This window comes from Enterococcus hermanniensis (assembly GCF_001885945.1).
GTDB lineage: Bacteria > Bacillota > Bacilli > Lactobacillales > Enterococcaceae > Enterococcus_A > Enterococcus_A hermanniensis.
Map to the genome: position 1 here is coordinate 1 of NZ_JXKQ01000014.1, position 26,319 is coordinate 26,319.

General features: G+C 37.3%; 29 protein-coding genes, 1 CRISPR repeat array and 1 other annotated feature. Of the genes, 25 read left to right on the forward strand and 4 right to left on the reverse strand.

What is annotated here, in order from left to right; genetic code table 11:
* The 4 genes from RV04_RS13280 to cas2 form a co-directional block, all read left to right on the forward strand.
* On the forward strand, positions 1-477 hold a 477-nt coding region (locus tag RV04_RS13280; protein ID WP_211271198.1), incomplete at its 5' end, for a hypothetical protein.
* Between the two features lie 9 nt (positions 478-486).
* Positions 487-975, forward strand: coding sequence for a CRISPR-associated protein Cas4 (gene cas4 / locus RV04_RS11530; RefSeq protein ID WP_071858618.1), 489 nt, complete (start codon positions 487-489; stop codon positions 973-975).
* A 3-nt stretch (positions 976-978) separates the two neighbouring features.
* Entirely contained in the window at positions 979-1,977 is a 999-nt protein-coding gene (gene cas1b, locus RV04_RS11535) for a type I-B CRISPR-associated endonuclease Cas1b (protein ID WP_245791090.1), read from the forward strand.
* A gap of 5 nt (positions 1,978-1,982) precedes the next feature.
* Entirely contained in the window at positions 1,983-2,264 is a 282-nt protein-coding gene (gene cas2 / locus RV04_RS11540; RefSeq protein ID WP_071858619.1) for a CRISPR-associated endonuclease Cas2, read from the forward strand.
* Positions 2,265-2,450: 186 nt separating this feature from the next.
* A CRISPR array of direct repeats spans positions 2,451-3,397; the repeat unit is 30 nt; unit sequence GTCTAAATCTAAAAATAGTGGAATGTAAAT.
* Between the two features lie 111 nt (positions 3,398-3,508).
* Here the strand turns inward: cas2 and RV04_RS11545 are convergent.
* Positions 3,509-3,793: a hypothetical protein gene (locus tag RV04_RS11545; RefSeq protein WP_071858620.1), complete on the reverse strand. Its 285-nt coding sequence runs from the start codon at positions 3,791-3,793 to the stop codon at positions 3,509-3,511.
* A gap of 172 nt (positions 3,794-3,965) precedes the next feature.
* On the opposite strand from RV04_RS11545, the gene RV04_RS11550 reads away from it, so the two are divergent.
* Both RV04_RS11550 and RV04_RS11555 read left to right on the forward strand, forming a co-directional pair.
* The gene (locus RV04_RS11550) at positions 3,966-4,805 is read left to right on the forward strand and encodes an aldo/keto reductase (protein ID WP_071858653.1); all 840 of its coding nucleotides are present in this window, start codon (positions 3,966-3,968) and stop codon (positions 4,803-4,805) included.
* A 151-nt stretch (positions 4,806-4,956) separates the two neighbouring features.
* The gene (locus RV04_RS11555) at positions 4,957-5,271 is read left to right on the forward strand and encodes a hypothetical protein (RefSeq protein WP_071858621.1); all 315 of its coding nucleotides are present in this window, start codon (positions 4,957-4,959) and stop codon (positions 5,269-5,271) included.
* A gap of 218 nt (positions 5,272-5,489) precedes the next feature.
* Here the strand turns inward: RV04_RS11555 and RV04_RS11560 are convergent, their stop codons facing one another.
* Positions 5,490-5,705, reverse strand: a complete 216-nt coding sequence (locus RV04_RS11560; RefSeq protein WP_071858622.1) for a zinc ribbon domain-containing protein — start codon at positions 5,703-5,705, stop codon at positions 5,490-5,492.
* A gap of 328 nt (positions 5,706-6,033) precedes the next feature.
* Complete coding sequence (locus tag RV04_RS11565) at positions 6,034-6,405, reverse strand: TIGR02328 family protein (protein WP_071858623.1); 372 nt, start codon at positions 6,403-6,405, stop codon at positions 6,034-6,036.
* 138 nt (positions 6,406-6,543) lie between these two features.
* Between RV04_RS11565 and RV04_RS11570 the strand changes: the two genes are divergently transcribed.
* The 13 genes from RV04_RS11570 (at position 6,544) to RV04_RS11630 (ending at position 19,186) form a co-directional block, all read left to right on the forward strand.
* Positions 6,544-7,500, forward strand: a complete 957-nt coding sequence (locus RV04_RS11570; protein ID WP_071858624.1) for a cation diffusion facilitator family transporter — start codon at positions 6,544-6,546, stop codon at positions 7,498-7,500.
* Positions 7,501-7,549: 49 nt separating this feature from the next.
* Entirely contained in the window at positions 7,550-9,349 is a 1,800-nt protein-coding gene (locus RV04_RS11575; RefSeq protein ID WP_071858625.1) for a glycerophosphoryl diester phosphodiesterase membrane domain-containing protein, read from the forward strand.
* A gap of 120 nt (positions 9,350-9,469) precedes the next feature.
* Positions 9,470-9,976, forward strand: coding sequence for a dCTP deaminase/dUTPase family protein (locus tag RV04_RS11580; protein ID WP_071858626.1), 507 nt, complete (start codon positions 9,470-9,472; stop codon positions 9,974-9,976).
* A 27-nt stretch (positions 9,977-10,003) separates the two neighbouring features.
* Positions 10,004-11,374, forward strand: coding sequence for a DNA repair protein RadA (gene radA / locus RV04_RS11585; RefSeq protein ID WP_071858627.1), 1,371 nt, complete (start codon positions 10,004-10,006; stop codon positions 11,372-11,374).
* A 69-nt stretch (positions 11,375-11,443) separates the two neighbouring features.
* Entirely contained in the window at positions 11,444-12,598 is a 1,155-nt protein-coding gene (locus tag RV04_RS11590; protein ID WP_071858628.1) for a PIN/TRAM domain-containing protein, read from the forward strand.
* A 94-nt stretch (positions 12,599-12,692) separates the two neighbouring features.
* Complete coding sequence (gene gltX, locus RV04_RS11595) at positions 12,693-14,150, forward strand: glutamate--tRNA ligase (protein WP_071858629.1); 1,458 nt, start codon at positions 12,693-12,695, stop codon at positions 14,148-14,150.
* Positions 14,147-14,347: a binding site (T-box leader), on the forward strand. It overlaps the preceding gene by 4 nt.
* 172 nt (positions 14,348-14,519) lie before the next feature.
* Positions 14,520-15,053, forward strand: a complete 534-nt coding sequence (epsC, locus tag RV04_RS11600) for a serine O-acetyltransferase EpsC (protein WP_071858630.1) — start codon at positions 14,520-14,522, stop codon at positions 15,051-15,053.
* Positions 15,046-16,455, forward strand: coding sequence for a cysteine--tRNA ligase (gene cysS / locus RV04_RS11605; RefSeq protein ID WP_071858631.1), 1,410 nt, complete (start codon positions 15,046-15,048; stop codon positions 16,453-16,455). Before epsC ends, cysS begins: the two co-directional genes overlap by 8 nt.
* The gene (locus tag RV04_RS11610; RefSeq protein ID WP_071858632.1) at positions 16,455-16,853 is read left to right on the forward strand and encodes a Mini-ribonuclease 3; all 399 of its coding nucleotides are present in this window, start codon (positions 16,455-16,457) and stop codon (positions 16,851-16,853) included. The genes cysS and RV04_RS11610 overlap by 1 nt, the downstream gene beginning before the upstream one ends.
* A complete protein-coding gene (gene rlmB, locus RV04_RS11615; RefSeq protein ID WP_071858633.1) occupies positions 16,843-17,679 on the forward strand; it encodes a 23S rRNA (guanosine(2251)-2'-O)-methyltransferase RlmB in 837 nt (278 codons plus the stop codon). Before RV04_RS11610 ends, rlmB begins: the two co-directional genes overlap by 11 nt.
* Positions 17,679-18,206 carry an NYN domain-containing protein gene (locus tag RV04_RS11620; protein ID WP_071858634.1) on the forward strand — a complete coding sequence of 176 codons (528 nt, stop codon included), beginning with the start codon at positions 17,679-17,681 and terminating at the stop codon, positions 18,204-18,206. The genes rlmB and RV04_RS11620 overlap by 1 nt, the downstream gene beginning before the upstream one ends.
* A 68-nt stretch (positions 18,207-18,274) precedes the next feature.
* Complete coding sequence (locus tag RV04_RS11625) at positions 18,275-18,829, forward strand: sigma-70 family RNA polymerase sigma factor (protein ID WP_071858635.1); 555 nt, start codon at positions 18,275-18,277, stop codon at positions 18,827-18,829.
* Positions 18,830-18,940: 111 nt separating this feature from the next.
* Positions 18,941-19,186 carry a Veg family protein gene (locus tag RV04_RS11630; protein ID WP_071858636.1) on the forward strand — a complete coding sequence of 82 codons (246 nt, stop codon included), beginning with the start codon at positions 18,941-18,943 and terminating at the stop codon, positions 19,184-19,186.
* 28 nt (positions 19,187-19,214) lie between these two features.
* On the opposite strand, the gene mscL is transcribed toward RV04_RS11630, so the two are convergent.
* Positions 19,215-19,658, reverse strand: a complete 444-nt coding sequence (mscL, locus tag RV04_RS11635) for a large conductance mechanosensitive channel protein MscL (RefSeq protein WP_071858637.1) — start codon at positions 19,656-19,658, stop codon at positions 19,215-19,217.
* A 199-nt stretch (positions 19,659-19,857) separates the two neighbouring features.
* On the opposite strand from mscL, the gene yfmF reads away from it, so the two are divergent.
* From yfmF to RV04_RS11665, 6 genes are all read left to right on the forward strand, one after another.
* The gene (yfmF, locus tag RV04_RS11640; protein WP_071858638.1) at positions 19,858-21,120 is read left to right on the forward strand and encodes an EF-P 5-aminopentanol modification-associated protein YfmF; all 1,263 of its coding nucleotides are present in this window, start codon (positions 19,858-19,860) and stop codon (positions 21,118-21,120) included.
* Positions 21,113-22,405 (forward strand): EF-P 5-aminopentanol modification-associated protein YfmH, encoded by a 1,293-nt coding sequence (gene yfmH / locus RV04_RS11645; RefSeq protein ID WP_071858639.1) that lies wholly within the window; start codon positions 21,113-21,115, stop codon positions 22,403-22,405. The genes yfmF and yfmH overlap by 8 nt, the downstream gene beginning before the upstream one ends.
* 5 nt (positions 22,406-22,410) lie before the next feature.
* Entirely contained in the window at positions 22,411-23,136 is a 726-nt protein-coding gene (gene ymfI, locus RV04_RS11650; protein ID WP_071858640.1) for an elongation factor P 5-aminopentanone reductase, read from the forward strand.
* Positions 23,137-23,236: 100 nt separating this feature from the next.
* Positions 23,237-24,103, forward strand: a complete 867-nt coding sequence (locus RV04_RS11655; protein ID WP_071858641.1) for a RodZ domain-containing protein — start codon at positions 23,237-23,239, stop codon at positions 24,101-24,103.
* 38 nt (positions 24,104-24,141) lie between these two features.
* On the forward strand, positions 24,142-24,723 hold the full coding sequence (gene pgsA, locus RV04_RS11660) for a CDP-diacylglycerol--glycerol-3-phosphate 3-phosphatidyltransferase (protein ID WP_071858642.1): 582 nt from the start codon (positions 24,142-24,144) through the stop codon (positions 24,721-24,723).
* A gap of 158 nt (positions 24,724-24,881) precedes the next feature.
* Positions 24,882-26,129 (forward strand): competence/damage-inducible protein A, encoded by a 1,248-nt coding sequence (locus RV04_RS11665; protein WP_071858643.1) that lies wholly within the window; start codon positions 24,882-24,884, stop codon positions 26,127-26,129.
* The last annotated feature ends 190 nt before the right edge of the window (positions 26,130-26,319 follow it).

Sequence of the window (26,319 nt, forward strand, 5' to 3'; positions counted from 1 at the left end):
CATTTTTTTGTGACCCTTGACACGTATACAACAGAAAATATGAAAGAAACAAAATATTATAACCAAATAGTGGATATGTTGCGGTGGCTTTCAGCAACTGAAGATGACGGGATATCTTCTAAAAAAGTCAGAGAACTCTTCCGAAATATTCAAAGTCGAAATATCATTCCAGAGAGTGTTTATAATAATAATTCAGAACAAATCGATGAATATATGGAGATCATTCCTCTAACGAATAAAGAGTTAAAAGCGCGTGGACACCATAATCCTCAAATGTATAAACGTAAAATCAAGTCAGAATTGGAAAATTATATGATGTCGATTCCTGAATGGCTGTTTATGAAATGTTACAAACAAGATCAAATTCGTTGCGAACAAATCGGTCGTTATGATCAAGTCTTTTTTGTTGAAGGAGAGTATTCGAGCAACGTAGGCTTCCAAGTATTGAAAGGCAAGGAAGAAAACAGATTCTTCTAGGTGACTATAATGAAGATTACTGGAAATATGATCAATTACTATTTTGTCTGCCAAAGAAAGCTTTGGCTGTTTTCTCATGGTCTTCAATATGAAGAAGAAAACGAGAATGTCCAGCTAGGTAAATTATTGGATACTAGCAGTTATAAGGGTAAACGCAAACAGATCATGTTGGATGGAACGATCAATATTGATTTTCTTGAAGATTGGAAAGTTCTGCATGAAGTCAAAAAAACACGAGCCATTGAACCCGCCGCAATCTGGCAATTGAGATATTACTTGTACTATTTGCAAAAGAGGGGTGTTTCCGTAGAAAAGGGCTATATAGATTATCCGAAACTTAGAGAGCGAATAGAAGTCACCTTAGATGAGAAAGAAATCAACGAATTAGAGCGAATTATCGAATCAATTAAAATGATTGTTACTCAAAATGATTCGCCAAAAGTTGAAAAAAAGAAAATCTGTCCGAAATGTGCTTATTATGACTATTGTTTTATCTAGGAGGTGGAAAAAATCGAAAGCTACTATTTATATTCTAGCGGAACATTGAGCCGAAAAGATAATGTCATCCGCATGGAAACAGCTGATGGTCGTAAAAAAGATTTAAAGACCGAAATGACACGGGATATTTATTTGTTCGGTGAAGTTACGACGAATACGAAATGTTTAAACTATCTCTCCGAAATGAAAATTCCTGTTCATTTTTTCAACTATTACGGTTATTACACTGGAACTTTTTACCCTAGAGAGAAGAATGTTTCTGGCAAGTTGCTGGTACAACAAGTCTGCCATTCTATGGACGAGGAAAAGCGAATCATTTTAGCAAGAAAATTTGTGGATGGCGCAACAGCGAATTGTTTACGCAATTTGCAATACTATCGTCGCAGAGGAAAAGAAATTGAAAAGCAAATCGCTGATATTGAGGCTGTCAGAAAACGAATTCCGCGCACGAATGAAGTAGAGGAACTGATGGGATTAGAAGGGAATATTCATCAAATCTATTATAGTGCTTGGGAAACTATCTTTAACGATGAAGTAGAATTTAAGATGCGGGTACGTCGACCGCCAGATAATATAGTGAACACGTTGATTTCTTATTTAAATATGTTGACCTATAGCGCGTGTCTATCAGAAATTTATGTTAGTCAGCTCAATTCAACAATCAGTTATCTTCATAGTAATTCTGAGCGAAGATTTTCTTTATCCTTGGATATCGCAGAGATTTTTAAACCATTGATTGTGGATCGATTGATTTTTTCTTTGATCAATAAAAAGATTATCACTGAAAAAGACTTTGAAAATGGATCAAATGGAAATTATTTGAAACAGACTGGACAGCAAAAAGTATTACGTCAATTTGATGAGCGATTAAATAAAACGATTCGTCATCGAGAGCTCAAAAGAAATGTATCTTATCGAAAATTAATGCGTTTAGAATGCTACAAATTGATCAAACATTTGATGGATGATAAAGAGTATGAACCTTTTAAAATTTGGTGGTGAGAATAGTGTATGTGATTCTTGTTTATGACATTTCTTTAGAAGACAAAGGCGCTCGAGTCTTGAATCGAGTATTCAAAATTTGTAAAAAATATTTGAGCCATGTTCAAAAGTCTGTTTTTGAAGGGGAAATCACGCCTGCAAAACTGGCTAAATTAGAACAGGAGTTAAAAGAATATGTTCGTGAAGATCTGGATTCAATCTTAATCTTCAAAAATTCAAATAAAAAATGGTTGAAGAAAGAATACATCGGAATCGATGGGACAGAACTAGTTTCAAATTTCTTTTAAATTTTTCATCTGTCGATAGGAGATAACTAGCAAAAACCTTGGTTACGACAGATGAGAAAGAAAGTGATGATTAAAGGAATATTTTTGGTATGCGATGTTATCTAAGTTGGAAAAAGAAGTCGAACTTTTGAGTTCGACAGAAATGGGTTAAAAAAGCCCATCGTTTCAATGTATAATAGTTGTGGAGTCTAAATCTAAAAATAGTGGAATGTAAATTAATTAATGCCTTCTTGTTTGATAGGCATTTGAACAGTCTAAATCTAAAAATAGTGGAATGTAAATAACGCTAACGGCGTATCTAGTCAAGGAGCTGCATCTGTCTAAATCTAAAAATAGTGGAATGTAAATTCGTTTTCATGATTGAAGCTATTGTTTCAAGACCACGTCTAAATCTAAAAATAGTGGAATGTAAATAATTATCAAATGGGCCGTACGTGGATACAAAATAAGGTCTAAATCTAAAAATAGTGGAATGTAAATCTACTAAAATTGTGTTTTAATCCTAGTGTCACTTCAAGTCTAAATCTAAAAATAGTGGAATGTAAATAGGAGCTACTTTATACTATGCAGCTTCTTATCTTCGTCTAAATCTAAAAATAGTGGAATGTAAATTCCGGAAGTGTTCAACGAATCCGCTGATTTTTTCGGTCTAAATCTAAAAATAGTGGAATGTAAATAACAAATTGATCCATTTGAATACACATTGCAAAATGTCTAAATCTAAAAATAGTGGAATGTAAATGCATTTTGGCCAACATGAACCCAAGTGCGGCGATGTCTAAATCTACAAATAGTGGAATGTAAATATCAAAATCAATATTGAACTGATCAAAGAAGTTATTGTCTAAATCTAAAAATAGTGGAATGTAAATACTGTTGAACCATCTTTTAATAGATGTTCTTCTAGGTCTAAATCTAAAAATAGTGGAATGTAAATCAATCGAACCTCGTGGTGTTTTAACTTTCGGCAAGGTCTAAATCTAAAAATAGTGGAATGTAAATCGAGCTGACGCTACAAAAGTCTACAACAGAAATGATGTCTAAATCTAAAAATAGTGGAATGTAAATTCACTTAACTTTTTCACATCGGCCACATCGACAACGTCTAAATCTAAAAATATTGAAAAATTAACTTTTTGTATTCTAAAGTTGCAGCGATTACTGAACAAATTTAAAAACCAAAAAATATTGATCAGCATCACTACTAACACTTATCGAAACAAAACAATTTAACATTATAGATATTAATTGACGGAATCTTTTTCTGACCAATGCAAGGCTAAAAAATAACCTGTGATTCCCATACCAATGAAGAAACACGCGGCATCAAAACTATTAATTTCAGGTTTGATCAAGGCATAGATTATTACAACGACCAACCAATTGACAACGCCCCATAGAACGTTTGTCGGTGCCGAAGCTGGTTTTTTCCAAGGAACATCCCAATGTTCAGCGGTGATTCCTTTAGTGAAATGAGGAATGCCATTTGCAAAAATCATTCCTAATAAAAGACAAATAATTGAATCCATTATAAACTTCTCCTCTGTTTAGCTTCTATTGGTAGTATACCTGTTTCTGCAAGATTTTTCTGCCGATTTTAGAAATAATTTATGGATTGATTGAGCAGACTATTTAACAAGACAAAGAGCTTGGTGGTATGGTTGATAACGAAACAGGAAAAAAAGAAGGAGGAATTTAATGATGAAAGCACCATTGATACTATTGAATGACGGTCATCAGTTCCCAACGATTGGTCTAGGTACGTTCCAAATCCGTGGAGGACAAGGAGTGGATCAAGTGTTAACTGCAATCCAAGATGGCTATCGTTTATTGGATACATCGACGAACTATGACAGTGAAGGAATCGTTGGAGAGGCGATTCGTCGCTCGGGAATTCCTCGTTCTGAATTTTTTGTAACGACAAAACTACCCGGAAAGTATCATCATTACGAGGACGCTTTGATGATGATTCAAGAATCTTTGTTCCGAATGGGATTAGATTATTTTGATTTGTATTTGATTCATTGGCCACTACCTAAACGGGGATTATATGTCGAGGCTTGGAAAGCACTTGTAACTGCAAAAAATCTTGGTTTGATTCGCTCGATCGGTGTATCGAATTTTGAACCAGAACATTTAGATAAGATCATTGAGGAGACGGGAATTACACCAGCTGTTAATCAAATCGAAATCCACCCTTACTGGGTTCAAGAGCGAATGCTAGCAGAAAATAAAAAACGCGGAATCATTACTGAAGCGTGGAGTCCCTTGGGGCGTGGCAGTGATGCATTAAAAGAAAAAGCGATTATAGAATTGGCTGAAAAATATGATAAAACCCCGGCTCAAATTATTTTACGTTGGCATTACGAACGGGAAATAATTCCAATTCCTAAATCAAGAAATTTAAAGCATCAACGAGATAATTTGGCCATTTTCGATTTCGAACTTACAAAAGCTGAAATTGACGCAATCAATCAATTAGAAAAACCAGATGGACGAATCGATGGTCAAGATCCAAACGAATATGAAGAGTTTGACTAAGAAAAAGACTGGAAATCAATTTTGATTTCCAGTCTTTTTTTGTTGTTTTTATTTTTTAAATAATAAAAAAAATAACTTGTTAACCTTTTTATGTGAAAATATTTTAGGATATGGCATACTAAAAGTAATAAAATAATTTTTGGAGGATGCCATGAGAAACAAGAGTGGAGTAATCGTTGTCTTGACAGCTATAGTGTTAGCCTCTTTTTTGTTTGTCCAAGTAAGAAGTGATGAAGACAATGAAGCGTCTGATTTTACGAAAGTATCAGCTGTTGAGCATCGATCGGACTTTTTTACGAATAGAAATCTCAATGAATTGGATGCGGTAACATATGCAACTTATGCTGAAATGAAAGACGACTTGACAGAAGAGCTACCCTTCGTTCACAAAATAACAAAAAAAGAATTTGTTGGTGGCCGAGCCGAGCCTGATGGTATTACTTGGACAGGCTATTTTGAAAAATAAGTAATTGTTAGATAATCTAACTAATTAGCAGTAAAGTTCACTTACTAGCTGATACTAGGAGATCAGAGCCAGTACTTTTAAAACTCTAGGACCGCGGCCAACATCTTTAGGAAATAGTGTCGTATTAGTCAACTATTTAATTAATCAAGCGATTGGGACAAGTCAAGGTTCTTCGACAATTTTTATAAAGAACCTGCACGACTTTTGTCCCAACACGTTTATCCGCCACCCATTAGGAAGTCCAAGATATCCCAGCCATTAGAGTTTTGGCTACGATAAAGTTCGGTATAGCCGCAACGTGTACAGCTGATTGTCGTAAATTTTTTATTTTGGACATCAAATATTTTGGCAAAATTTCCACCAGTTGCTTGAAATTGATCTGAGACATATTGCTGGTTCCCACATTTTTCACAAACATATTGTTTTCTTTCCATTTTTTCACCCCTTAATCATTTAAAACAGTCATTGATTGAATTATAGCAGTTTTATTTACTCCGTCATCCGTCTTTAGAAGTATCTCTGAAGGCTATTTTATTGAACTAAAAGAATAGGGTTTTAGGATAAGCTAGAAAGATACATGGGGCTTTAAGCAAAACCTGTTTCTTGTTCAAGTAATAGCCTAGAAAAACACCTGTATAGGTTCTATCAACATAAAAAAATCATCGGAATCGATATTCATATATTGGATATCATCCCTTAGATGTTTTTTGTTGTCCCATGACATTGTGATGATTGGGGCTGAACCAAAGAAATCATTTATTATTAAGCTAACGATAGAATGATACCTTTTTGGGCTAAATTCAAGAGACACTCTTCTAAATAAGCGTCGTTATGTTCAGGATAAAGTGGCGTGGTGACGGGCTGAACAGTGATTTTGGTTAAAGGGTCGAGGCGCTTTCCACGATAAAGTGGATCAAACCATAAGGGATTAGGTGAATAACCTCGACGGGTCATTTCCTCAAGGACTAACAAGTGAAATTGAAATAATTTATAGTAGGGGTGAGTAAAAACATAATCGACCGTTGCGTGTTTTTTCCCCCAGCCCTTTCCTCTTAAGGCGGCAGCTTCGCGATGCTGTCCCAATAATTGCTGACGGGGTAACAAAGGAATCAATGTTTCGTGCCAAAGACGCATGATGAACCCTCCAATCTGTAGTTAATCAATTTTTTCATAAATGTTAACTGCTGACGAATGATTTGCTTGAGAGATTTACTTTCATGATTTAAAGAATCTGTTTTATAATAAGGATGATTAGGAAGCAGGTGAAATGGAATGGAAGAGAAAAAAACAAAAGGATCAACTGCAGTAATAGCAGCCCTTTTTGCTAATTTATTAGTTGCAGTCAGTAAGTTTGTCGGTTTCATGGTCAGCGGAAGTGCCGCGATGATGAATGAGAGTATTCATAGTGTGGTAGATTGCAGCAACCAAATTTTATTATTATTTGGTGACCGTCAAGCAGCACGTGGTCAGAGTGAGTTGCATCAATTTGGTGAAGGCCGAGCAAAATATTTTTTCAGTACGATTGTCGCGACCATGTTGTTTTTTGGTGGTGGTGCTTTGGGGATTTGGGAAGCAGTCGAAAAGTTATTTCATCCCAGTCATGAAGTTACCAACCCATTGATCGTATTGGGGATTTTAGTTTTTGGGATTTTGATTGAAGGCAGTTCATTACGGATCGCAATTAAAGAGATCCACGAATTGAATACAGAAAACTTGCCATTGTTCAAATTTTTGAAAGAAAGTCGCCATAGTGAAATTTTGATTATTTTTACTGAAGATTTCTGTGCTGTCATCGGTTTGGTTTTGGCAATCATTGGAACGATTTTAACAATGGTTACTGGAAATCCGGTCTTTGACGCTTTAAGTGGACTCTTTATCGGGATGATGCTATTGTTCGCTTCAATCTTTTTGGCACGTGAGTTTTATAGTTTGATTATTGGTGAGAGTGTGTCTAAAGTCGATTTAGAAAAAATCAAAGATGCGTTCAAACGAAATGAAGTTAAGAAAGTGATCGATATCAAAACGGTCCACTTAGGCCCAACGGAGGTCATGATTGCGGCTAAAATAGATATTGTAGACGCCTATGAAGGGGTAAGCTATGATGTAGTCAATGACATCGAGCGAGTTATCCGTAGAGCACTACCAGATAAAAAGGCCTATATTTACATTGAAACTGACGAATTTGATCCAGAATACGATAAAAAACGACAAACCCAATCGGACACGTAATTTTTGTGTCCGATTTTTATTCATCTACTTTTGAAGGAAGGTGTTAGCGATGTCTTCATTGCGCTTTTTCTTTACTTATTCACGGGAATTTTTACGTCATTGGGGAAGCTATATTTTGTTAATTGTTGGGACCAATATTGTATTAGAAATTATAGTGATTCCGATTTTCCAATTTTTAACCGCCTTCATCTTACAGCGAGGAGATATTCCTTATGTTTCTAATACGAATATTTTAACGATTTTAACCAAACACCCAGCAGTATTGATTGCCTTACTATTTTTGTTAGCCTTGATTTTTGCCTTGATATTTTTACAATTCACGTTTCAATTGTTTGGGATACGAAGCATCCAAACTAAAAGTGAGGACTCTTTGTGGAAAATATTAAAACAATCAATTTATCAAATGCGGAAATTGCGTCCGATGACATTTGTCTTTTTTTTATTTTACTTCTTGATGATTCTACCGTTTGCTAATGCTATTTTTCGAACGCCGCTTTTGAGTAAAGTAACAATTCCGGTATTTATCATTGATTACTTAAATGAAAATATGTGGATTTCACTTTTATTATCGGTGGGCTCACTGCTGGTTTGGTATGTAGGGATTCGCTTGCTGTTTGTTTTACCTCAGATGATTTTTTCAAATGAACGGCCAAAACAAGCAATCACTAAAAGTCTGGCATTAACACATCGTCGTTTTTGGCATTATGCTTGGCGTATTTTTATCTTAACGCTAATTTTAACCGGTGTTTCCTATGTCGGATATGGTATTAGCTATATCTTTCAATCCATTTTAGACCTGTTTCCCCGTCCGATTCCAGCGGTTGGAGCAATGGTCACATTGACAAGTATCCAATTTTTTAGCCAGTTAATGTTGGCTTGGGCGACAGTCCTCTATTTTAGTATTTTAGTCCAAAAATTTCATCCATTGATTATTAGTGGAGAGCGTCCTTTACAGATGATCCATCCTAGTTTTTGGACAAGACTAGTAGCAGGAATCATATGTGTTATTTTTGGCGGCTCACTTCTTTTTAACAATGTTTTATATTTAGCTGGTGTCAGCGATTCAAAACCATTAACGATTTCCCATCGTGGGGTAGATAATGGGAACGGGGTCCAAAATACAATTCCAGCAATGGCATCTACGATTAAAGAAAAGCCTGATTATATCGAAATGGATATTCAAGAAACAAAAGATCATCAGTTTGTGGTAATGCATGACATTAATTTGAAAAAACTAACGGGAGTTAATAAGACAACGCATGACTTGACCTTAGTTGAATTACAAGATTTATATGCAACTGAAAATGGTCACGTTGCCTCTGTCGCCAGTTTTGATGATTATGTGGCTTTTGCAAATCGCCATCAACAAAAATTATTGATCGAAATTAAGGTCACCTCAGCGGATTCAAAAGAGATGATCGATAATTTCATCCAAAAATATCAAGCAATGATTTTACAATATCATCATAAGATCCATTCATTGGATTATGATGTCGTAAAAGAACTAAAGAAAAAGGCGCCTAAGTTGTATGTTAGTTATGTATTGCCGTATAATTTAGTATTCCCACAAACGCCAGCGAATGCTTATACGATGGAAGAGACGACATTGACAAGTGATTTTATTCAACAGGCACACCGGGAGCACAAAGGAGTCTATGCCTGGACAGTCAATAGTAAAGATGGGATGGATCGAATGATTGCTTTAAATGTTAATGGAATCGTAACAGACAACTTGAAAATGCTGAAAGAAGAAATCAGTATTTATGAACAAAAACCATCTTATGCGAAACGAATCGAAATCTATATCAACCGCTTGCCTACACTAAACGCTAGAAGCAGTGAAAATTAATAGCGAACCTCGAAAAATTCATTAAATTTACCTAGAGTTTTCTCAAAAGCTTTTTAAATAGCCCATCGCTCTATGGTAAAATAACTATATGTTTTACAAAAGATCCTAAAGGAGTTTGTTATGAAAAGAAGAGGCTTTGAAGTAGTTGCAGCATATAAAGAACAGGCGATCAATTTACCTAGACGAGCAACCAAAAATGCAGCCGGATATGATTTTGAAGCAGCAGCAGATATTGTTATCCCGGCTGTTTGGAAACAAGTAATCCAACACTTTACTAAAGGTGAAGAAATGACTGAGAAAGTTTTGAAGCCTGTTTTAGTTCCAACAGGAATCAAAGCATACATGGCGGCAGATGAGTATTTACAATTAGCGAATCGCTCAAGCAATCCTTTGAAACGTTTTATCACGTTAAGTAATGGTATTGGTGTGATTGACAGCGATTATTACAATAATCCTGATAACGAAGGTCACATCATGTTTCAATTTTCAAATTTTGGTTTAACAGATGTAACGATTAAAAAGGGTGAACGTATCGGTCAAGGAATTTTCTTGCCGTTCCTAAAAGCTGATAATGACCAAGCAGATACCGAACGTACTGGTGGTTTTGGTTCATCCGGAAAACAATAATTTAAATCAACGAGTGAGGCGAAAATTTTGGCAAAAAAAACCAAATCGCAATTTATCTGTCAAGAGTGCGGCTACGTTTCACCTAAATATTTAGGGCGCTGTCCTAATTGTGGTAATTGGAATACGATGGTGGAAGAGGTCGAGCAAAATACGGAAGACCGACGCAATCGCGTCAGTCTAACGGGCGAGCGGGCACAACCGACCAAGTTGAAAGATGTCGTCTTTAAAAAAGAAACACGTGTCAAGACTCAACTGACGGAATTGAATCGTGTTTTAGGCGGTGGTGTCGTCCCGGGCTCATTAGTATTGATTGGGGGCGATCCTGGAATCGGAAAATCAACGCTGTTATTGCAAGTTTCTCACCAATTAGCAGCAACTGGCGGAGAAGTACTGTATGTATCAGGAGAAGAAAGTGCCCAACAAATCAAATTACGGGCAGAACGCCTAGGTTCTAGTGACAATGATTTTTATTTGTATGCGGAGACGGATATGGGTGAAATCAGCCGAACAATCGAAAATTTAAAACCTGATTACGTAATTATCGATTCGATTCAAACAATGACCCAACCAGATATCTCAAGTGTGGCTGGCTCAGTCAGTCAAGTGAGAGAAACGACGGCTGAATTACTAAAATTGGCAAAAACGAATGGTATCGCGATTTTTATTGTAGGGCACGTCACCAAAGAAGGAAATATCGCAGGACCAAGGATGTTGGAACATATGGTAGATACCGTTTTGTATTTTGAAGGAGAAAAACATCATAGTTTCCGTATTTTACGGGCGGTAAAGAATCGTTTTGGATCAACGAATGAACTTGGTATTTTTGAAATGCGTGAAGGTGGGTTAGTCGAAGTCGCTAATCCATCACAGGTCTTTTTAGAAGAACGTTTAGAAGGTGCAACGGGATCTGCCATCGTGGTAGCAATGGAAGGAAGTCGGCCCATTTTAGTTGAAGTCCAAGCTTTGGTGACACCGACTGCTTTCGGCAATGCTAAGCGTACAACGACTGGTTTAGATTTTAACCGCGTATCATTGATCATGGCTGTTCTAGAAAAACGGGCTGGCCTACTTTTGCAAAACCAAGATGCCTATTTGAAAGCGGCGGGTGGTGTAAAACTAAATGAACCAGCAATCGACTTAGCAGTGGCTGTTGCGATTGCTTCAAGCTATAAAGAAAATGGCACGGAAGCCACCGAGTGCTTTATTGGTGAAATTGGTTTGACGGGTGAAATTCGACGAGTCAGTAGTATTGAACAGCGCGTGAAAGAAGCGAGCAAATTAGGGTTTAAAAAAGTGTATCTGCCTAAAAATAATATGGGCGATTGGACCCCACCAAAAGAAATTGAATTGGTGCCTGTGGCCACTTTAGGAGAAACACTAAGAAAAGTATTTCGTTAGTAAGCGGATGTGTCAGAGTGATTCTGACACCCCTTTATTTTAATTAAGCTCAATTTGAGGAGGGATGGCATGCAAAAACGTGTGTTAACAGTAATCATAGTATTAATTGGTATTAGTTTAGGTATTACCTTTTTACCAATGGCATGGCTCGCAATTGGTTATGCAGATAACATGTGGTTGAACAATTCAGTTACCGATGGCCTAATTGGTGCAATTATTTTTTATATTATTTCTTTGGCGATCGTGGGACCAATCACAGCTGGAGTAAAAAAACTTGAAAAACAATTGAATGAATTTAGTTTGACGTATATTGTCTTTGGAGTAGTAGGTGCAATCTTAGGATTAACACTAGGTTTGATCGGGACGTCGCCGTTATATCGCGTACCAGTTCCATTCATCAATAGTGGATTACCGATATTGATTATGGCGTTGTTAGGCTACTTAGGGTTTCGAATGGGTACGACCCGAATCGATGAATTAAAAAAATTCTTTGGTGGTCGTAATAAGAAAGCTGAAACGAATGAAGGCGAAGTATTAGAACGTAAAGCCGATGATCATTTTCACAAATACAAAATTTTAGATACGAGCGTTATTATTGATGGACGAATCTATGATATTGCCAAATCAGGTTTTTTAGAGGGTGTCTTGATGATTCCGAATTTTGTTTTGTATGAATTGCAATACATTGCAGACTCTGGGGATAGTCTAAAACGTGTTCGTGGCCGCCGGGGATTAGATATTTTAAATTCGCTACAAAAAGAAGATGGCATCTCGGTTGAAATGTATGATGGCGATTTTGAAGATATCAGTGAAGTCGACAGCAAATTGATCAAATTAGCGAAATTACTAGATGGTGTGATCGTGACCAATGATTACAACTTAAACAAAGTTTCCGAATTTCAAAATGTTGCAGTGTTAAATATCAATGCCTTGGCTAATGCGGTGAAACCCGTGGTTATCCCTGGTGAAACAATGAATGTCTTATTAGTAAAAGCCGGAACTGAGCGGCAACAAGGGGTCGCTTATCTAGACGATGGCACGATGGTCGTAGTAGAAGATGGTCAACATTATATGAATGAACATATCGAAGTTGTAGTGACAAGTGCTTTACAAACTGCGGCAGGAAGAATGATTTTTGCGAAACCCGCACACTCAAGTCGGAATATCAAAGATGATTCACCAGAAAAAAAATTAGATTATGATCAAACAAAAGAAACTAAATAATACTACAGCTTTACTAAATAGCGGTTTGAATGTAAACTTTAGTCTGTAAAGAACTTGATTCTTGAACTAAAAAAAGTTGAAAGAGGAGCTAAATATGTCAAAAATTCGTGTGCGTTACGCACCAAGTCCAACTGGACACTTACACATCGGGAATGCCCGTACTGCATTGTTTAACTATCTATTTGCCCGTCATCACGGTGGAGAATTTATTATTCGAATCGAGGATACGGATTTAAAAAGAAACATTGAAGATGGTGAAAAGAGTCAGTTAGAGAATTTGGCATGGTTAGGTCTTGACTGGGATGAGTCTCCAGAAAATCCTGGTGAATACGGTCCTTACCGTCAATCAGAACGTCGTGAAATCTACCAACCATTGATTGATCAATTACTTGCTAGCAATTTGGCCTATAAATGTTATTGTACTTCTGAAGAACTAGAAGCTGAACGCGAAGCCCAACGCGCGCGTGGGGAAATGCCACACTATTCTGGTAAATGTGCACATTTAACACCAGAACAACAAGCTGAAAAAGAGGCGCAAGGTTTAGAACCTGTGATTCGTTTCCGTGTTCCACGCAATACAAGTTTTGCGTTTGATGATATGGTCAAAGGTGAAATCAGCTTTGAGTCTGATAACATCGGTGGTGATTATATCATTCAAAAACGTGATGGTATGCCAACATATAATTTTGCGGTAGCCGTAGATGACCATTTGATGAAAATTACGCATGTATTACGCGGCGATGATCATATCGCCAATACACCAAAACAATTGATGATTTATGATGCATTTGGTTGGAAACGTCCAACGTTTGGTCATATGACATTGATTATCAACAGTGAAACAGGTAAAAAACTAAGTAAACGTGATGAAAGTATTCTACAATTTATTGAGCAATACCGTGAATTGGGTTACTTACCAGAAGCGATGTTCAACTTTATTACACTATTAGGTTGGTCTCCAGTCGGAGAAGAAGAAATCTTTTCTCAAGAAGAATTGATTAAAATATTCGATACAGATCGTTTGAGTAAGTCACCTGCTGCATTTGATCAAAAGAAATTAGAATGGGTGAACAATCATTACATCAAAGCCATGGATTTAGATAAATTGACTGAATTATGCTTGCCTTATTTAATCAAGGCTGGTAAAGTCGAAGAAAATCCAACACCTGAACGTAAAGAATGGTTGAAACGTGTTGTCAGCTTATATCAACCACAAATGAGCTATGCCGCTGAAATCACTGAAGTTTCTAGCTTGTTTTTCCAAGATAAATTAGAACTTGATGACGCAGCCAAAGAAGTTTTAGCTGGTAAAACAGTACCGACTGTATTAGCAGCCTTCCAAGCTCAATTAGCAGCGATGGAGACCGTTGATGCAGCCAGTGTTTTAGCAGCAATCAAAGTAGTTCAAAAAGAAACGGGCGTTAAAGGGAAAAACTTATGGATGCCGATTCGCGTAGCCGTAAGTGGTGTGACTCACGGACCTGAATTACCAGAAACAGTTGAATTGTTAGGAAAAGAAAAAGCTTTATCACATATCGATCAAGTAAAATAAACACAAAGAAGAGAAGAAGTAACAAGGAAAGATTTTACAGAGAGGCTGTCATTGGTGAAAGCAGTCAAATCAAAACTTGCGAAATGCATCTCGGAGTGGCTTTAGCGATAGGTAGCTGAAGACGGATCACAGACGTTACCTGTATGTCAAAGGCAGGAATGCAAACAAAAGTGGGACCACGTTCAAGCGTCTTTTGGGGAAACTCAAAAGACGCTTTTTTATGTTTATAAACGTAATAAACAAGAAGCTGATGTTTGGATTGTTTTGAAATGAAGTAGCTGTCAGTTATGCTTTACATAGAAATGTTGCAAAAGATCAATCATAATACAGAATGAAAACTGTATTGACCACATAGAAGGAGTTGAGAAAATGGGATGGTGGCGAGAAGCAATCACCGCAGCAAAACGAAATGATCCAGCCGTTCGCTCAGGCGTTGAAGTAGTATTGACCTATCCGGGAGTTCATGCCTTGTTTTTCCATCAGGTTTCGCACTTTCTTTATCGACATAAACGATATGTATTGGCACGGATACATGCCCAATTTTGGCGATTTTTGACAGGTATCGAAATTCATCCTGGAGCCAAGATTGCCTCAGGAGTCTTTATTGATCATGGCATGGGTGTCGTAATCGGTGAAACGGCAGAAATCGAACGTGATGTGGTGATGTTTCATGGAGTCACTCTAGGCGGGACCGGGAAAGACACTGGTAAACGTCATCCGACTGTTCGGCAAGGAGCTTTTATCTCAGCGAACGTACAGATTTTAGGTCCGATCGAAATAGGTGCACGAGCAAAAATAGGTGCAGGTGCAGTCGTTTTGAATAATATTCCAGCGGATACTACAGCGGTGGGGATTCCAGCACAAATAGTAAAATTAAAAGGAGAGAAGGTCCAACATGATTAAAATACACAATACCTTGACACGTGAAAAAGAAACTTTCACACCAATTGAAGAAAACAAAGTCCGGATGTATGTTTGTGGTCCGACTGTTTATAATTATATCCATATCGGGAATGCGCGTAGTTCGATTGCGTTTGATGTGATCCGGCGCTATTTTGAATATCGTGGTTATGAAGTCAACTATGTCTCGAATTTTACTGATGTTGATGACAAGATTATTAAAGCAGCAAAAGAGTTATCAGTCACGGCGCCTGAAGTAGCCGATCGATTTATTGCAGCATTTGAAAAAGATACTGCTGCATTAAATGTAAAACCAGCAACCTTGCATCCGCGTGTCATGGATCATATTCCTGATATTATTGAATTTATCCAAGTATTGATAGATAAAGAATTTGCCTATGAAGCACAAGGCGATGTCTATTATCGTACACGAAAATTTGAACATTACGGTGAATTGAGTGATCAATCAGTTGATGAGCTAGAAATCGGTGCTAGCCAACGAACAGGGGCGGAACAAGCAATCAAAGAAGACCCCTTAGATTTTGCTCTTTGGAAAAGTGCGAAACCAGGAGAAATCTCTTGGAAATCCCCTTGGGGTGCTGGACGCCCAGGTTGGCATATTGAATGTTCTGTAATGGCAACAAAACATTTGGGAGAAACGATTGATATCCATGGTGGTGGACAAGATTTAGAATTTCCACATCACGAAAATGAAATTGCTCAAAGTGAAGCAAAGACAGGGAAGCATTTTGCTAATTATTGGATGCATAATGGGTATGTAACAATTGGTGAAGACGATGTAAAGATGAGTAAATCCCTAGGTAATTTCGTTACAGTTCACGATATAGTTAAAGAAATTGATCCGCAAATTTTGCGTTTCTTTATGGCTACGACCCAATACCGGCGCCCAATCCGCTATAGTGAAGCGACGATGAAAGATGCACAAGCGAATCTTCAGAAATTACGTACAGCATTTGAAAATGCGCTTTTCCGTCAATCAAATGCGGAAGCAAGTTTGGCGAATGATGCTGAGAAGTTGATTGAATTACGTGAATTGAAAGACCGCTTTATTGAAGAAATGGATGATGATTTTAATGCAGCTAACGGGATCACTGTCGTCTATGAAGTAGCAAAATGGTTGAACCACTATAACGAACAAGTGCAAGTCTCTGAAGCAGTTTTAACAGAAGCGCTCGCAGAATTTACTAAGATGCTGACTGTATTTGGTATTGAATTTCAAGCGGCCGGTTTATTGGATGAAGAAGTTGATCAATTGATTGAAGAACGCATTCAAGCAAGAAAAGATAAAAATTTTGCGCGTAGCGATGAGATTCGCGATCAATTGAAAGAGCAAGGAATTATATTAGAAGATACCCCACAGGGTGTCCGTTGGAGACGAGCATAATGGCAGATTATAAACAATTAAATGCATTAGCATTAGCCTACGTTGGCGATGCAATCTATGAAACCTATGTCCGAGACCATCTCGTACGTGAAGGACAAACACGCCCTAATAAATTACATCATATGGCAACACATTATGTTTCAGCTAAAGCGCAAGCAATGCTGATTCAAAAAATGTTGGAAGAAGATATGCTGACAGAAGAAGAACAAGGGATCTATCGACGTGGACGTAATGCTAAAAGTTATACATCGGCTAAAAATACCGATATCATGACTTATCGTATGTCTACAGGTTTTGAAGCCTTGATGGGATATTTACATTTATTGGAACGAAAAGAACGGTTAGAAGAATTGATCGTGTGGTGTTTAGAGAAAGCAGGCGAAACAAATGAGGGATAAAAAACAATGGCGCGGAAATGATCGTCGTAATCAAAGAAAAAATGATCGACCGAAAGATCGGCGTAAAAAAGAAGAAGTCGAAATAGTTGAATCAGAAGAAAATAATTTTGTCTTCGGTCATCATGCAACGGTTGAAGCGTTACAAGCAAGTCGGGGAAATAAATTATTTTTACAAGAAGATGCACACGGTGACAAAATCGATCAACTAAAAAATTTAGCTAAAGAACAAGCTGTTCCTGTAAAATGGGTGCCAAAACAAAAATTAGATACACTAAGCGATGGTGGTGTTCACCAAGGAATCGTTTTGGGTATTACACCATATGAATATTTAACATTGGATGATTTATTAACAAAGACTGCTGAAGTTGAAGCCCCATTTTTATTAATTTTAGATAGTCTAGAAGATCCACATAACTTTGGTTCGATTTTACGAACAGCAGATGCTAGTGGTGTTTCAGGTGTAATTATTCCAAAACATCGCTCGGTAGGTATCACACCGGTAGTAACGAAAGCATCAACTGGTGCTGTAGAATATGTACCGATTGCTCGGGTTACGAACTTAGCTCAAAGTATTAAACAATTAAAAGAAGCTGGCTATTGGGTATTTGGAACGGATATGGAAGGAACTGATTACCGTCAATGGAAAGTTTCTGGACCGATCGCTTTAATCATTGGAAATGAAGGCAAAGGTATGAGTGCGGGTCTTAAAAAGGACGTCGATGAAATGTTGACGGTTCCGATGACTGGACATGTTCAAAGTTTAAATGCTGGAGTAGCCGCTGGTTTATTAATGTATGAGGTTTTTCGGAAGCGAAGTGAGTTGTAATGAAAAAACAGCTGTTGATCGTTGATGGATACAATATGATCGGGGCTTGGCCAGAACTCACTTTACTAAAAAATCAAGACCGATTAGAAGAAGCACGAGAAGCTTTATTGTTTCGTCTATCGAATTATGCTAAATATCAAGGATTGGAAACAATCATTGTTTTTGATGCTCAGTTTGTTCCTGGTATTACTCAAAGTTATAAAAAATATCAGTTGACGGTTGTTTTTACTAAAGAAGACGAAACGGCTGACAGTTATATTGAGCGGATCGCTCGTGAGTTGACCGATCGTTTGACCCAAGTAACGGTAGCTACCAGTGATCTTGCTGAACAATGGACGATTTTTTCTCAAGGAGCGTTACGCACTTCTGCTCGTGAATTATACAAATCTGTTCAACAAACAGAGGCAGTAATTACAGGGGATACAGAAGATACGCGATTTGAAAATTTTCGTCGAAATTCTCCATGGGATAATGAGCAATTGCAAAAATTGTCCCAAAAAATGGACGAATTAAGCCGAAAAAAATAAGTCGTTTTTTGTCGCTCCTCTCAATGCTATTAGCGTGTATGCTGTAGTTGTTGAGGGGAGTGTTTTGAATGGAAAAACCAGAAAGCTCAAAAAAATTTGATGATGAGTTTGAAGCGATGTTCAGTAAGTATTTGCCGGTAGTTTATAAGATGCAATCTCGTTATTTGATTCGTGATTATGATTTTGATGATTGGCTGCAAGAAGGACGAATTGCCCTGAATGATGCAATGCAAAGCTATCAAAAAGGCCGAGGTACAACATTTGGTTTGTATTATAAAATGATTTTCGAAAATCGTATCCGTTCCTTACTACGCCGCCAACAAGCTCAAAAGAGATTAGCTCAGCAGCACGCCGTATCCATTGAAAAAGTAGGACAGGATAGTTTTAGCGAACAGTTTCAATATCAGGAGCAAATAGAAGAAAATCTATATATTTGTGAATTATTATCTAACGATACACTGGCATTATCTACTTTGGAAACGTTGGCATTACATTATTATTTGCGAGGTGAAGAACCCAAAGATATTGCTCTTCGCTTAGCGGAATCTGAAAAAGTAGTCCGTAATGCGATCAATCGTACGAAAAACAAGTTGAAACGAATACTTTATCAATCGAATAACTAAATGAAAGCGGATTCTTGTTAGGCGTTTGTTCGATATTTGCATTTTTTTTTATCTTATGATACATTGAAAATATTTTGTGTTTGTGCTATAATATATGTTGAGGTGAACTGTATGCCAACAACTTTAGCGACTATCAAGAAAAACTTGGAAGATCGTATTGGTACTCCGATCATGCTTGTAGCTCAAACGGGACGCAAGCGCCAAACACAACGTAAAGGGATCTTGACCGAGACATACCCTTCTGTATTTGTAGTTGATTTGGACCAAGAAGAGAATTCTTTCGAACGTGTTTCATACAGCTATTCTGATGTATTAACGCGTACAGTAGAGATCGAATTTTTATCAGAAGTAATTTAAAAACCATGGAGCAACTGCTCCATGGTTTTTATTTTTCTTCATTTGGGAATGTGTCTTTAGTGGCTTTGTTTTGTTCAACTAATAAATCACGAATATCTGCTAAATAATCTTCAGCTGTTGCCACAGGAACTTCTGGTTCTTCTTCAGTTTTACTTGTTGCATCTTTCGCTTTGTTCGCGGCTTTAACAATCAAGAATAGAACAAAACCGGTAATGACGAATGTAATTAATGCACTGATGACATCACCAAAAGCAAAAGTTACTCCTTTAACCGGAGTCCAATCTAAGACTGACATTGCTTCGTTTAAATCTTTTCCTTTTGTAAATAAAGAAACGATCAATCCGATAAGTGGTGTGATCAAACCGTTAACAATATTTGTAACAATAGCAGTAAACGCAGTACCAATAACTACACCAACGGCAAGATCAATGACGTTACCACGCATTAAGAACTCTTTGAACTCTTTTATCATCTTATTACCCCTTTCTTTTCCTTCTTATTTTTCAGTATAACCAAAGAAGAATAAATTTTAAAATAAAACAGCCTAGAGCGTAGTTCTGAATCCCGTTCTCACTACTTACCTGTGATATAATTAGCCATACTGGCATGAAAGAATCTCTTTTTTTTTAAGGAGATAAGAAAAAATATAAATAAACATAAGGAGCTTTGCAATGATCGAATTAAAAACAGGTGTGCGTTTGCATATTATTCCGACAAAAAAATATAAAACGATCCAAATTTATGGACGATTTACAACACGTTTAACCAAGGAAATTATGACTAAACGGGCATTGTTAGCTAATTTATTGGAAACAAATTCTTTCCGTTACCCCGACCAAAGTCAATTGAGTGGGAAATTAGCAGAACTGTATGGCGCGAGCTTTGGGTTCGATGTTGGCCGTAAGGGAAATTTACATTGGTTGAATGTAGGACTGGGAATAGTAAATGGAAAGTATGTGGATGATGAAACACTATTGCCAACAGCACTAGATTTTTTTAAAGAAGTGGTATTCAATCCCAATATTAAAGAAAATCACTTTGACGAGCAGACTTTCCAGTTAGAAAAAGAAAATTTAAAAAGTTATATTGAGTCGTTGAACGAAGATAAGCAAACCTTAGCTTCATTGAAAATCAAAGAGACTTATTTTACCGATGAAGCACAACAGCTCCCAAGTTTTGGAACAGTAGCAGATCTTGAACAACTGACGAGTCAAAGTCTAGCAACGTATTATCGTGAAATGTTGGCACAAGACCAAATCGATTTATTTGTGATTGGTGATGTAGAAGAAAGTGTAATCGTTGAGTTGTTTAAACAATTACCATTTACTGATCGTGACGCTAGTTTTCCATCCATTTATTACCATCAAACAAGTGACAATGTAATTCGTGAACAACAGATGCAAGAAAGTGTGACCCAAGGGAAATTGAATCTAGCGTATGCCACGAATATTTATTATGAAGATGTTGAACGCTTTGCTTTGCTAGTTTTTAACGGATTATTTGGGGGATTTCCACATTCGAAACTCTTTATGAATGTAAGAGAAAAGGCTAGCTTAGCTTATTACGCTTCAAGTTCTTTTGATACTTTTCGTGGGTACATGCAAGTTCAAACCGGGATCAATAGTGGCGATCGTGAAAAAGTTCTGCGTTTAGTCCGTGAACAACTACAAGAATTACAAGCCGGAGATTTTACGGATTTAGCGTTCCAACAAACAAAAGCCATGTTGAAAAACCATTATTTGTTAGGTTTAGATAGCATGCAAAATATGATCGAGACTACGTATCTGGGGCAATGGCTGCCACAAAGTGAATTAACTGATGATGAGTGGCTGGCGTGCTTAGCTGCAGTGACGCCGAAAGAGGTTCAAAAAGTCGCACAAAATATTCAATTACAAGCAATCTTCTTTTTAGACGGAGGCCAACAAAATGGATAAGTTAGTCTATCAACAAATTAATGAAACGTTATATACCGAAGTCCTACCAAATGGATTGACCGTCTATTTATTACCTAAAGACGGCTATCATAAAACATATGGCTTGTTTAGTACAAATTATGGTTCAATCGATAATGAATTCATCCCGCGGGGTGGGAACGAATTTATCAAAGTACCAGATGGAATTGCCCACTTTTTAGAACACAAGATGTTTGAGAAAGAAGACGGCGATGTTTTTCAAAAATTTGGCGAACAAGGTGCTTCAGCCAATGCATTTACTAGTTTTACTAGAACTAGTTATTTATTTTCAACAACGGATCAACTAGAGTTGAATCTAGCGACATTATTGGATTTTGTTCAAACGCCTTATTTTACACAAGAGTCTGTTCAAAAAGAACAAGGGATTATCGGACAAGAAATTCAAATGTATCAAGATGATCCTAGTTGGCAACAATTTTTTGCGATTTTGAAAAATATGTATCCGAACCATCCATTGCACATCGATATTGCAGGAACTGTTGAATCCATCGCAGAAATTACGGCTGAAGATCTATATACCTGTTACAACACATTTTATCATCCAAGCAATATGACATTCTTTGTAGTGGGAAATCTCCAACCGGAAGAATTGATGACTTTTATTCGTAAAAATCAAGCAGCGAAGAATTTTGAACAACCAGCGCCTATTAAGCGCCGCTTTCCACAAGAGCGTGCGGAGGATATCATCAAACAAAGTGAGTCTAAAATGCCGATTATGATTCCGAAAGCTATCGTAGGTATCAAAGGGGTGTCTGAACTACCAGAAGCGGACAAAGAACGCTTGGTGTTCAAACTTTCAACCGATCTATTATTCCAAATGCTGTTAGGCTCAACTTCACAAAATTATCTGCGTTTGTATAATGAAGGATTGTTGGATGATAGTTTTGGCTATGACTTTTCGTTAGATCGCGGATTTTACTTTGCTGATTTTGGCGGAGATACCGAAGAACCTGAAAAATTGGCTGATCGCTTAGTTGAAATTTTACTTAATTTCGAGACAGATCCAGAGATCAATGAACAAAATTTGGTCTTGTTAAAGAAAAAAATGTTAGGAAAGTATTTCCAATCCTTGAATTCATTAGAATATGTTGCCAATCAATTTACGCAGTCGCTATTTGGGGAATGGACGTTATTCGATATGCCAGAAGTAATTCAAGAAATCCAATTAACCGATATTTTAGTTGCTGGTAGACAGTTGATTAAAGAAGAGGCTTTCACACGTTTTTATATGGAGAAGGAGGCATAATTGCTATGCCCTATGCTTTAGTGATGGGAGCCAGTGGTGATATTGGGCAGGCAATCTGTGAAAAGTTAGCGGACCAAGGGTGGTCATTGTATTGCCACTATAATCAGCAAGAACAAAAAGTATTAAATTTCGTTTCAGACTTACAGGAACGTTATCCCCAGCAAGATTTTTTTATGGTATCCTTAGACATGTTGGAAGAAGCAACTGTTCCCGATTTTTTGGACCAATTGTTCCAAGTAGATGGAATTGTGTTTGCCTCTGGTTTTACATTTTATGAATTATTGCCAGAAACAACATCTAGACAAATGGATGCATTGTGGCAAGTCCATCTAAAAACCCCCTTACTTTTATTGCAAGGGTTGCAAGGAAAATTAGCACAAAGTAAAAATGGTCGAGTTGTCTTTATCGGTTCTGTTTATGGACATCGTGGAAGCAGTATGGAAACGATCTATAGTGCAGTCAAAGGTGGGCAGGAGGCTTTTGCCAAAGCTTATGCAAAAGAAGTGGCAACATTAGGGATTACAGTAAATGTTATCGCTCCGGGCGCTGTCCAAACAAAGATGAATGATACATGGTCTGATCAAGAAATAGCCGAATTAGAGGCTGAGATACCAGTGGGACGCTTAGCCGAGCCTGCAGAAATTGCAGCAGCATGTTCGTATTTATTTTCCGCTGAAGCAAGCTACACGACTGGAATTATCTTACCTGTAGCGGGTGGTTGGTTAGAATAATCACGTATTTTTACTTTGAAAATAGTTAAGGGATTGAATAAATAGATAGCTAGACGTAATAACATTACGATCATTAAATGAAATAGGAGTAGAGAAGCAAGTGGCGAGTATTAATATTGGAGAAACGTTGCGTAAAGCTCGTATCGATAAAACAATCAGTTTAGACGAATTGCAACAACGCACAAAAATTCAGAAGCGTTATCTGCTAGCAATTGAAGAAAATGACTTTCAAGAATTACCGAGCGATTATTATTTGCGGACGTTTATTCGCCAATACGCGGATGAGGTAAATCTTGATGGGAATCATTTGATCGATGTGTTAGATGGCAAAGATCAACCGAAGCAAACCTATCCTGAATTAGAAACTGTCGGGGAACTACGCAAAAATAAACATGCAGAAGATCCTAAAAAAATTCAATTTAGAGCAACCTTACCAATGGTCGTCTTAGGGTTAGTTGCTTTAGCGATTATTTCAGTAGTGGGTTATATGACGTGGTTGGACCATCAGTCATCAGCGATGATTTCAGAAAATAGTTCTGTCCAAGTTGAACGTTCGGCGGTTTCATCTTCATCGGTTGAAAAGGTATCGTCTACTCAACCTGCAGCCACGACTGAAACCTCTAAAGAACCCGAAAAACCTAAAATGTCGATTACAATGGAAAATAACGCAACTAGTGCAGCTACGATGAAAATCGAGCATGCTGAGAAACCAGTGAAGTTGACATTTACTGGAAAAGAACGTGTTTGGGTAGGAGTTCAAGTCAATAATGCACTGATTTATCAATATACTTTACAGGCAAATGAATCACAGACTACTGAATTACCGGCGGATACTGCTCAAGCAGTCATCACTTTAGGGATTGCAAAATATGGTGAGGTGAAGGTCAATGATCAAACATTAGATTTTCAACCTGCGGATTCTTTGACACAAAAAAATGTTACATTGAATATTGCTTACGCGTCTTAAGATTTGAGACGAGGGAATAGAAATAGGGGGAACCATCAATGAATTTACCAAACAAATTGACGGTCTTGCGAATCTTTATGATTCCATTGTTTATGATCGTTGTCTTAGTGCCTTGGGATTGGGGAACGATCCAAGCAGGAAATACTAGTTTAGCCGTAACACAATTAGTTGGAGCGCTTATTTTTGCGATTGCTAGCTACACAGATCACTTAGATGGGAAAATTGCTCGTGCACGTGGTCTAGTCACTAATTTTGGGAAATTTGCGGATCCATTAGCAGATAAAATGTTGGTTATGACAGCATTTATTATTTTAGTAGAACAAGGAAAAGCACCTTCTTGGGTTATTGCCATTATCGTTTGTCGTGAATTAGCCGTGACGGGCTTGCGTTTATTGATTGTGGAACAAGGTGGCGGTGTGATGGCCGCTGCAATGCCTGGAAAAATCAAAACAGCTACCCAAATGGTTGGAATCATCTTGCTGTATTTGAATAATGTACCATTCAATTATATTGGTATTCCAATGGATCAAATCATGTTGTATGTTTGTTTATTCTTTACTATTTATTCAGGGTATGATTACTTTGCTAAAAATACATCGATCTTTAAAGGATCAATGTAATAGTAGTTGGAACGATACGAAAAGTATCGTTCTTTTTTTGTTTTTAAGAAGATAAATTTTAATGATTACCTAAAGATAAGCCAGTCAATTATTCCTTAAATCAATGGTTTTCTGTTATAGTTGAAAAAATAGCGTATCTTTAGAAAGAAGAGAATTCAATGAAAGCAGAAATTATTGCAGTCGGAACAGAATTACTGTTAGGACAAGTTGTAAATACTAATGCAACTTTTCTATCAGAAAAATTAGCTGATATGGGGATTGAAGTCTATTTTCATACCGTCGTTGGGGACAATCCAGCCCGGTTAGAAGAATTGCTTCAACTAGCCGATCAACGCAGTGAACTGATCATTTTATGTGGGGGACTAGGGCCTACGGATGATGACCTGACTAAAAATGTTTTAGCGGATCATATTGGCGTGTCGTTAGTGCAAAATGCAGCAGGATTAGAAGCATTAAAGGCCTTTTTTGCACAACGTCAAACGACGATGACTCCCAATAATTTACGTCAAATAGAAACATTGAAAGATGGGATTCCGTTACCTAACCGTACAGGCCTGGCAATTGGTTGTTTGTATAAAGGGAAAAAAAACAATTATATTTTGTTACCTGGACCACCGAGTGAATTAAAACCAATGTTCATTGAACAAGCACGTCCATTATTAGAAAAAGAATTTCCAACAACTGAAAAGCTCACTTCAAGAGTTTTACGTTTCTTTGGTATTGGGGAATCAAAATTAGTAACTGACTTGGCTGATATGATCGAAAATCAAACGAATCCAACAATTGCTCCATATGCAAAGCCAAATGAGGTAACGCTACGAATCACTGCAAAAACAGAAGACGAAGCTTCTGCAAAAGCGTTGCTAGATCAAGCAGAGTCAGAAATTTTAGCTAAAGTGGGGGAATTTTTCTACGGCTATGGAGAAGAAAATAGTTTGGTGGAAGTCGTAGTAGATTTGCTAAAAGAAAATAACTTGAGCCTGACAGCAGCCGAAAGTCTGACAGCAGGCGAATTTCAAGCGACTTTAGGTAAGATAGCAGGTGTGTCAGAGGTTTTTCCCGGAGGTTTTGTCACATATTCTAAAGCAACTAAAGCAAGTTTCTTAGGCATTGATTCTGGCTTATTAGAGCGTGAAGGTGTGGTTAGTGAAGCCTGTGCCAAAGCAATGGCTGAATCTGCTTTAGTTTTAGCAAAAACGGATTTTGCCCTATCATTTACAGGTGTTGCTGGTCCTGATGAACTAGAAGGAAAAGCTAGAGGTACAGTGTTTATCGGATTGGCTCAAAGAGGAAAAACAACCATAGTTACAGAAAATCATTTTAGTCGGGATCGTTCATATATTCGACATAGTTCAGTAATGAAAGGTTTGGATATGTTACGCCGATCAATTCTAAACAAAATCTAAAAACGCGAATGTTTGTTCGTTTTTTACTTGCTTTTTTGTTTCCAACCCGATAAACTAAGGATATTGAAAAAGCATTAATGATGTGAAAACATATTTAGTATAGAGATGTTTATCAAAAAAACGTAGACAATATTTATGCGTCAATCGATAAACTATAGGAAATACACGGAGCATTATTTCTTGTCATCTT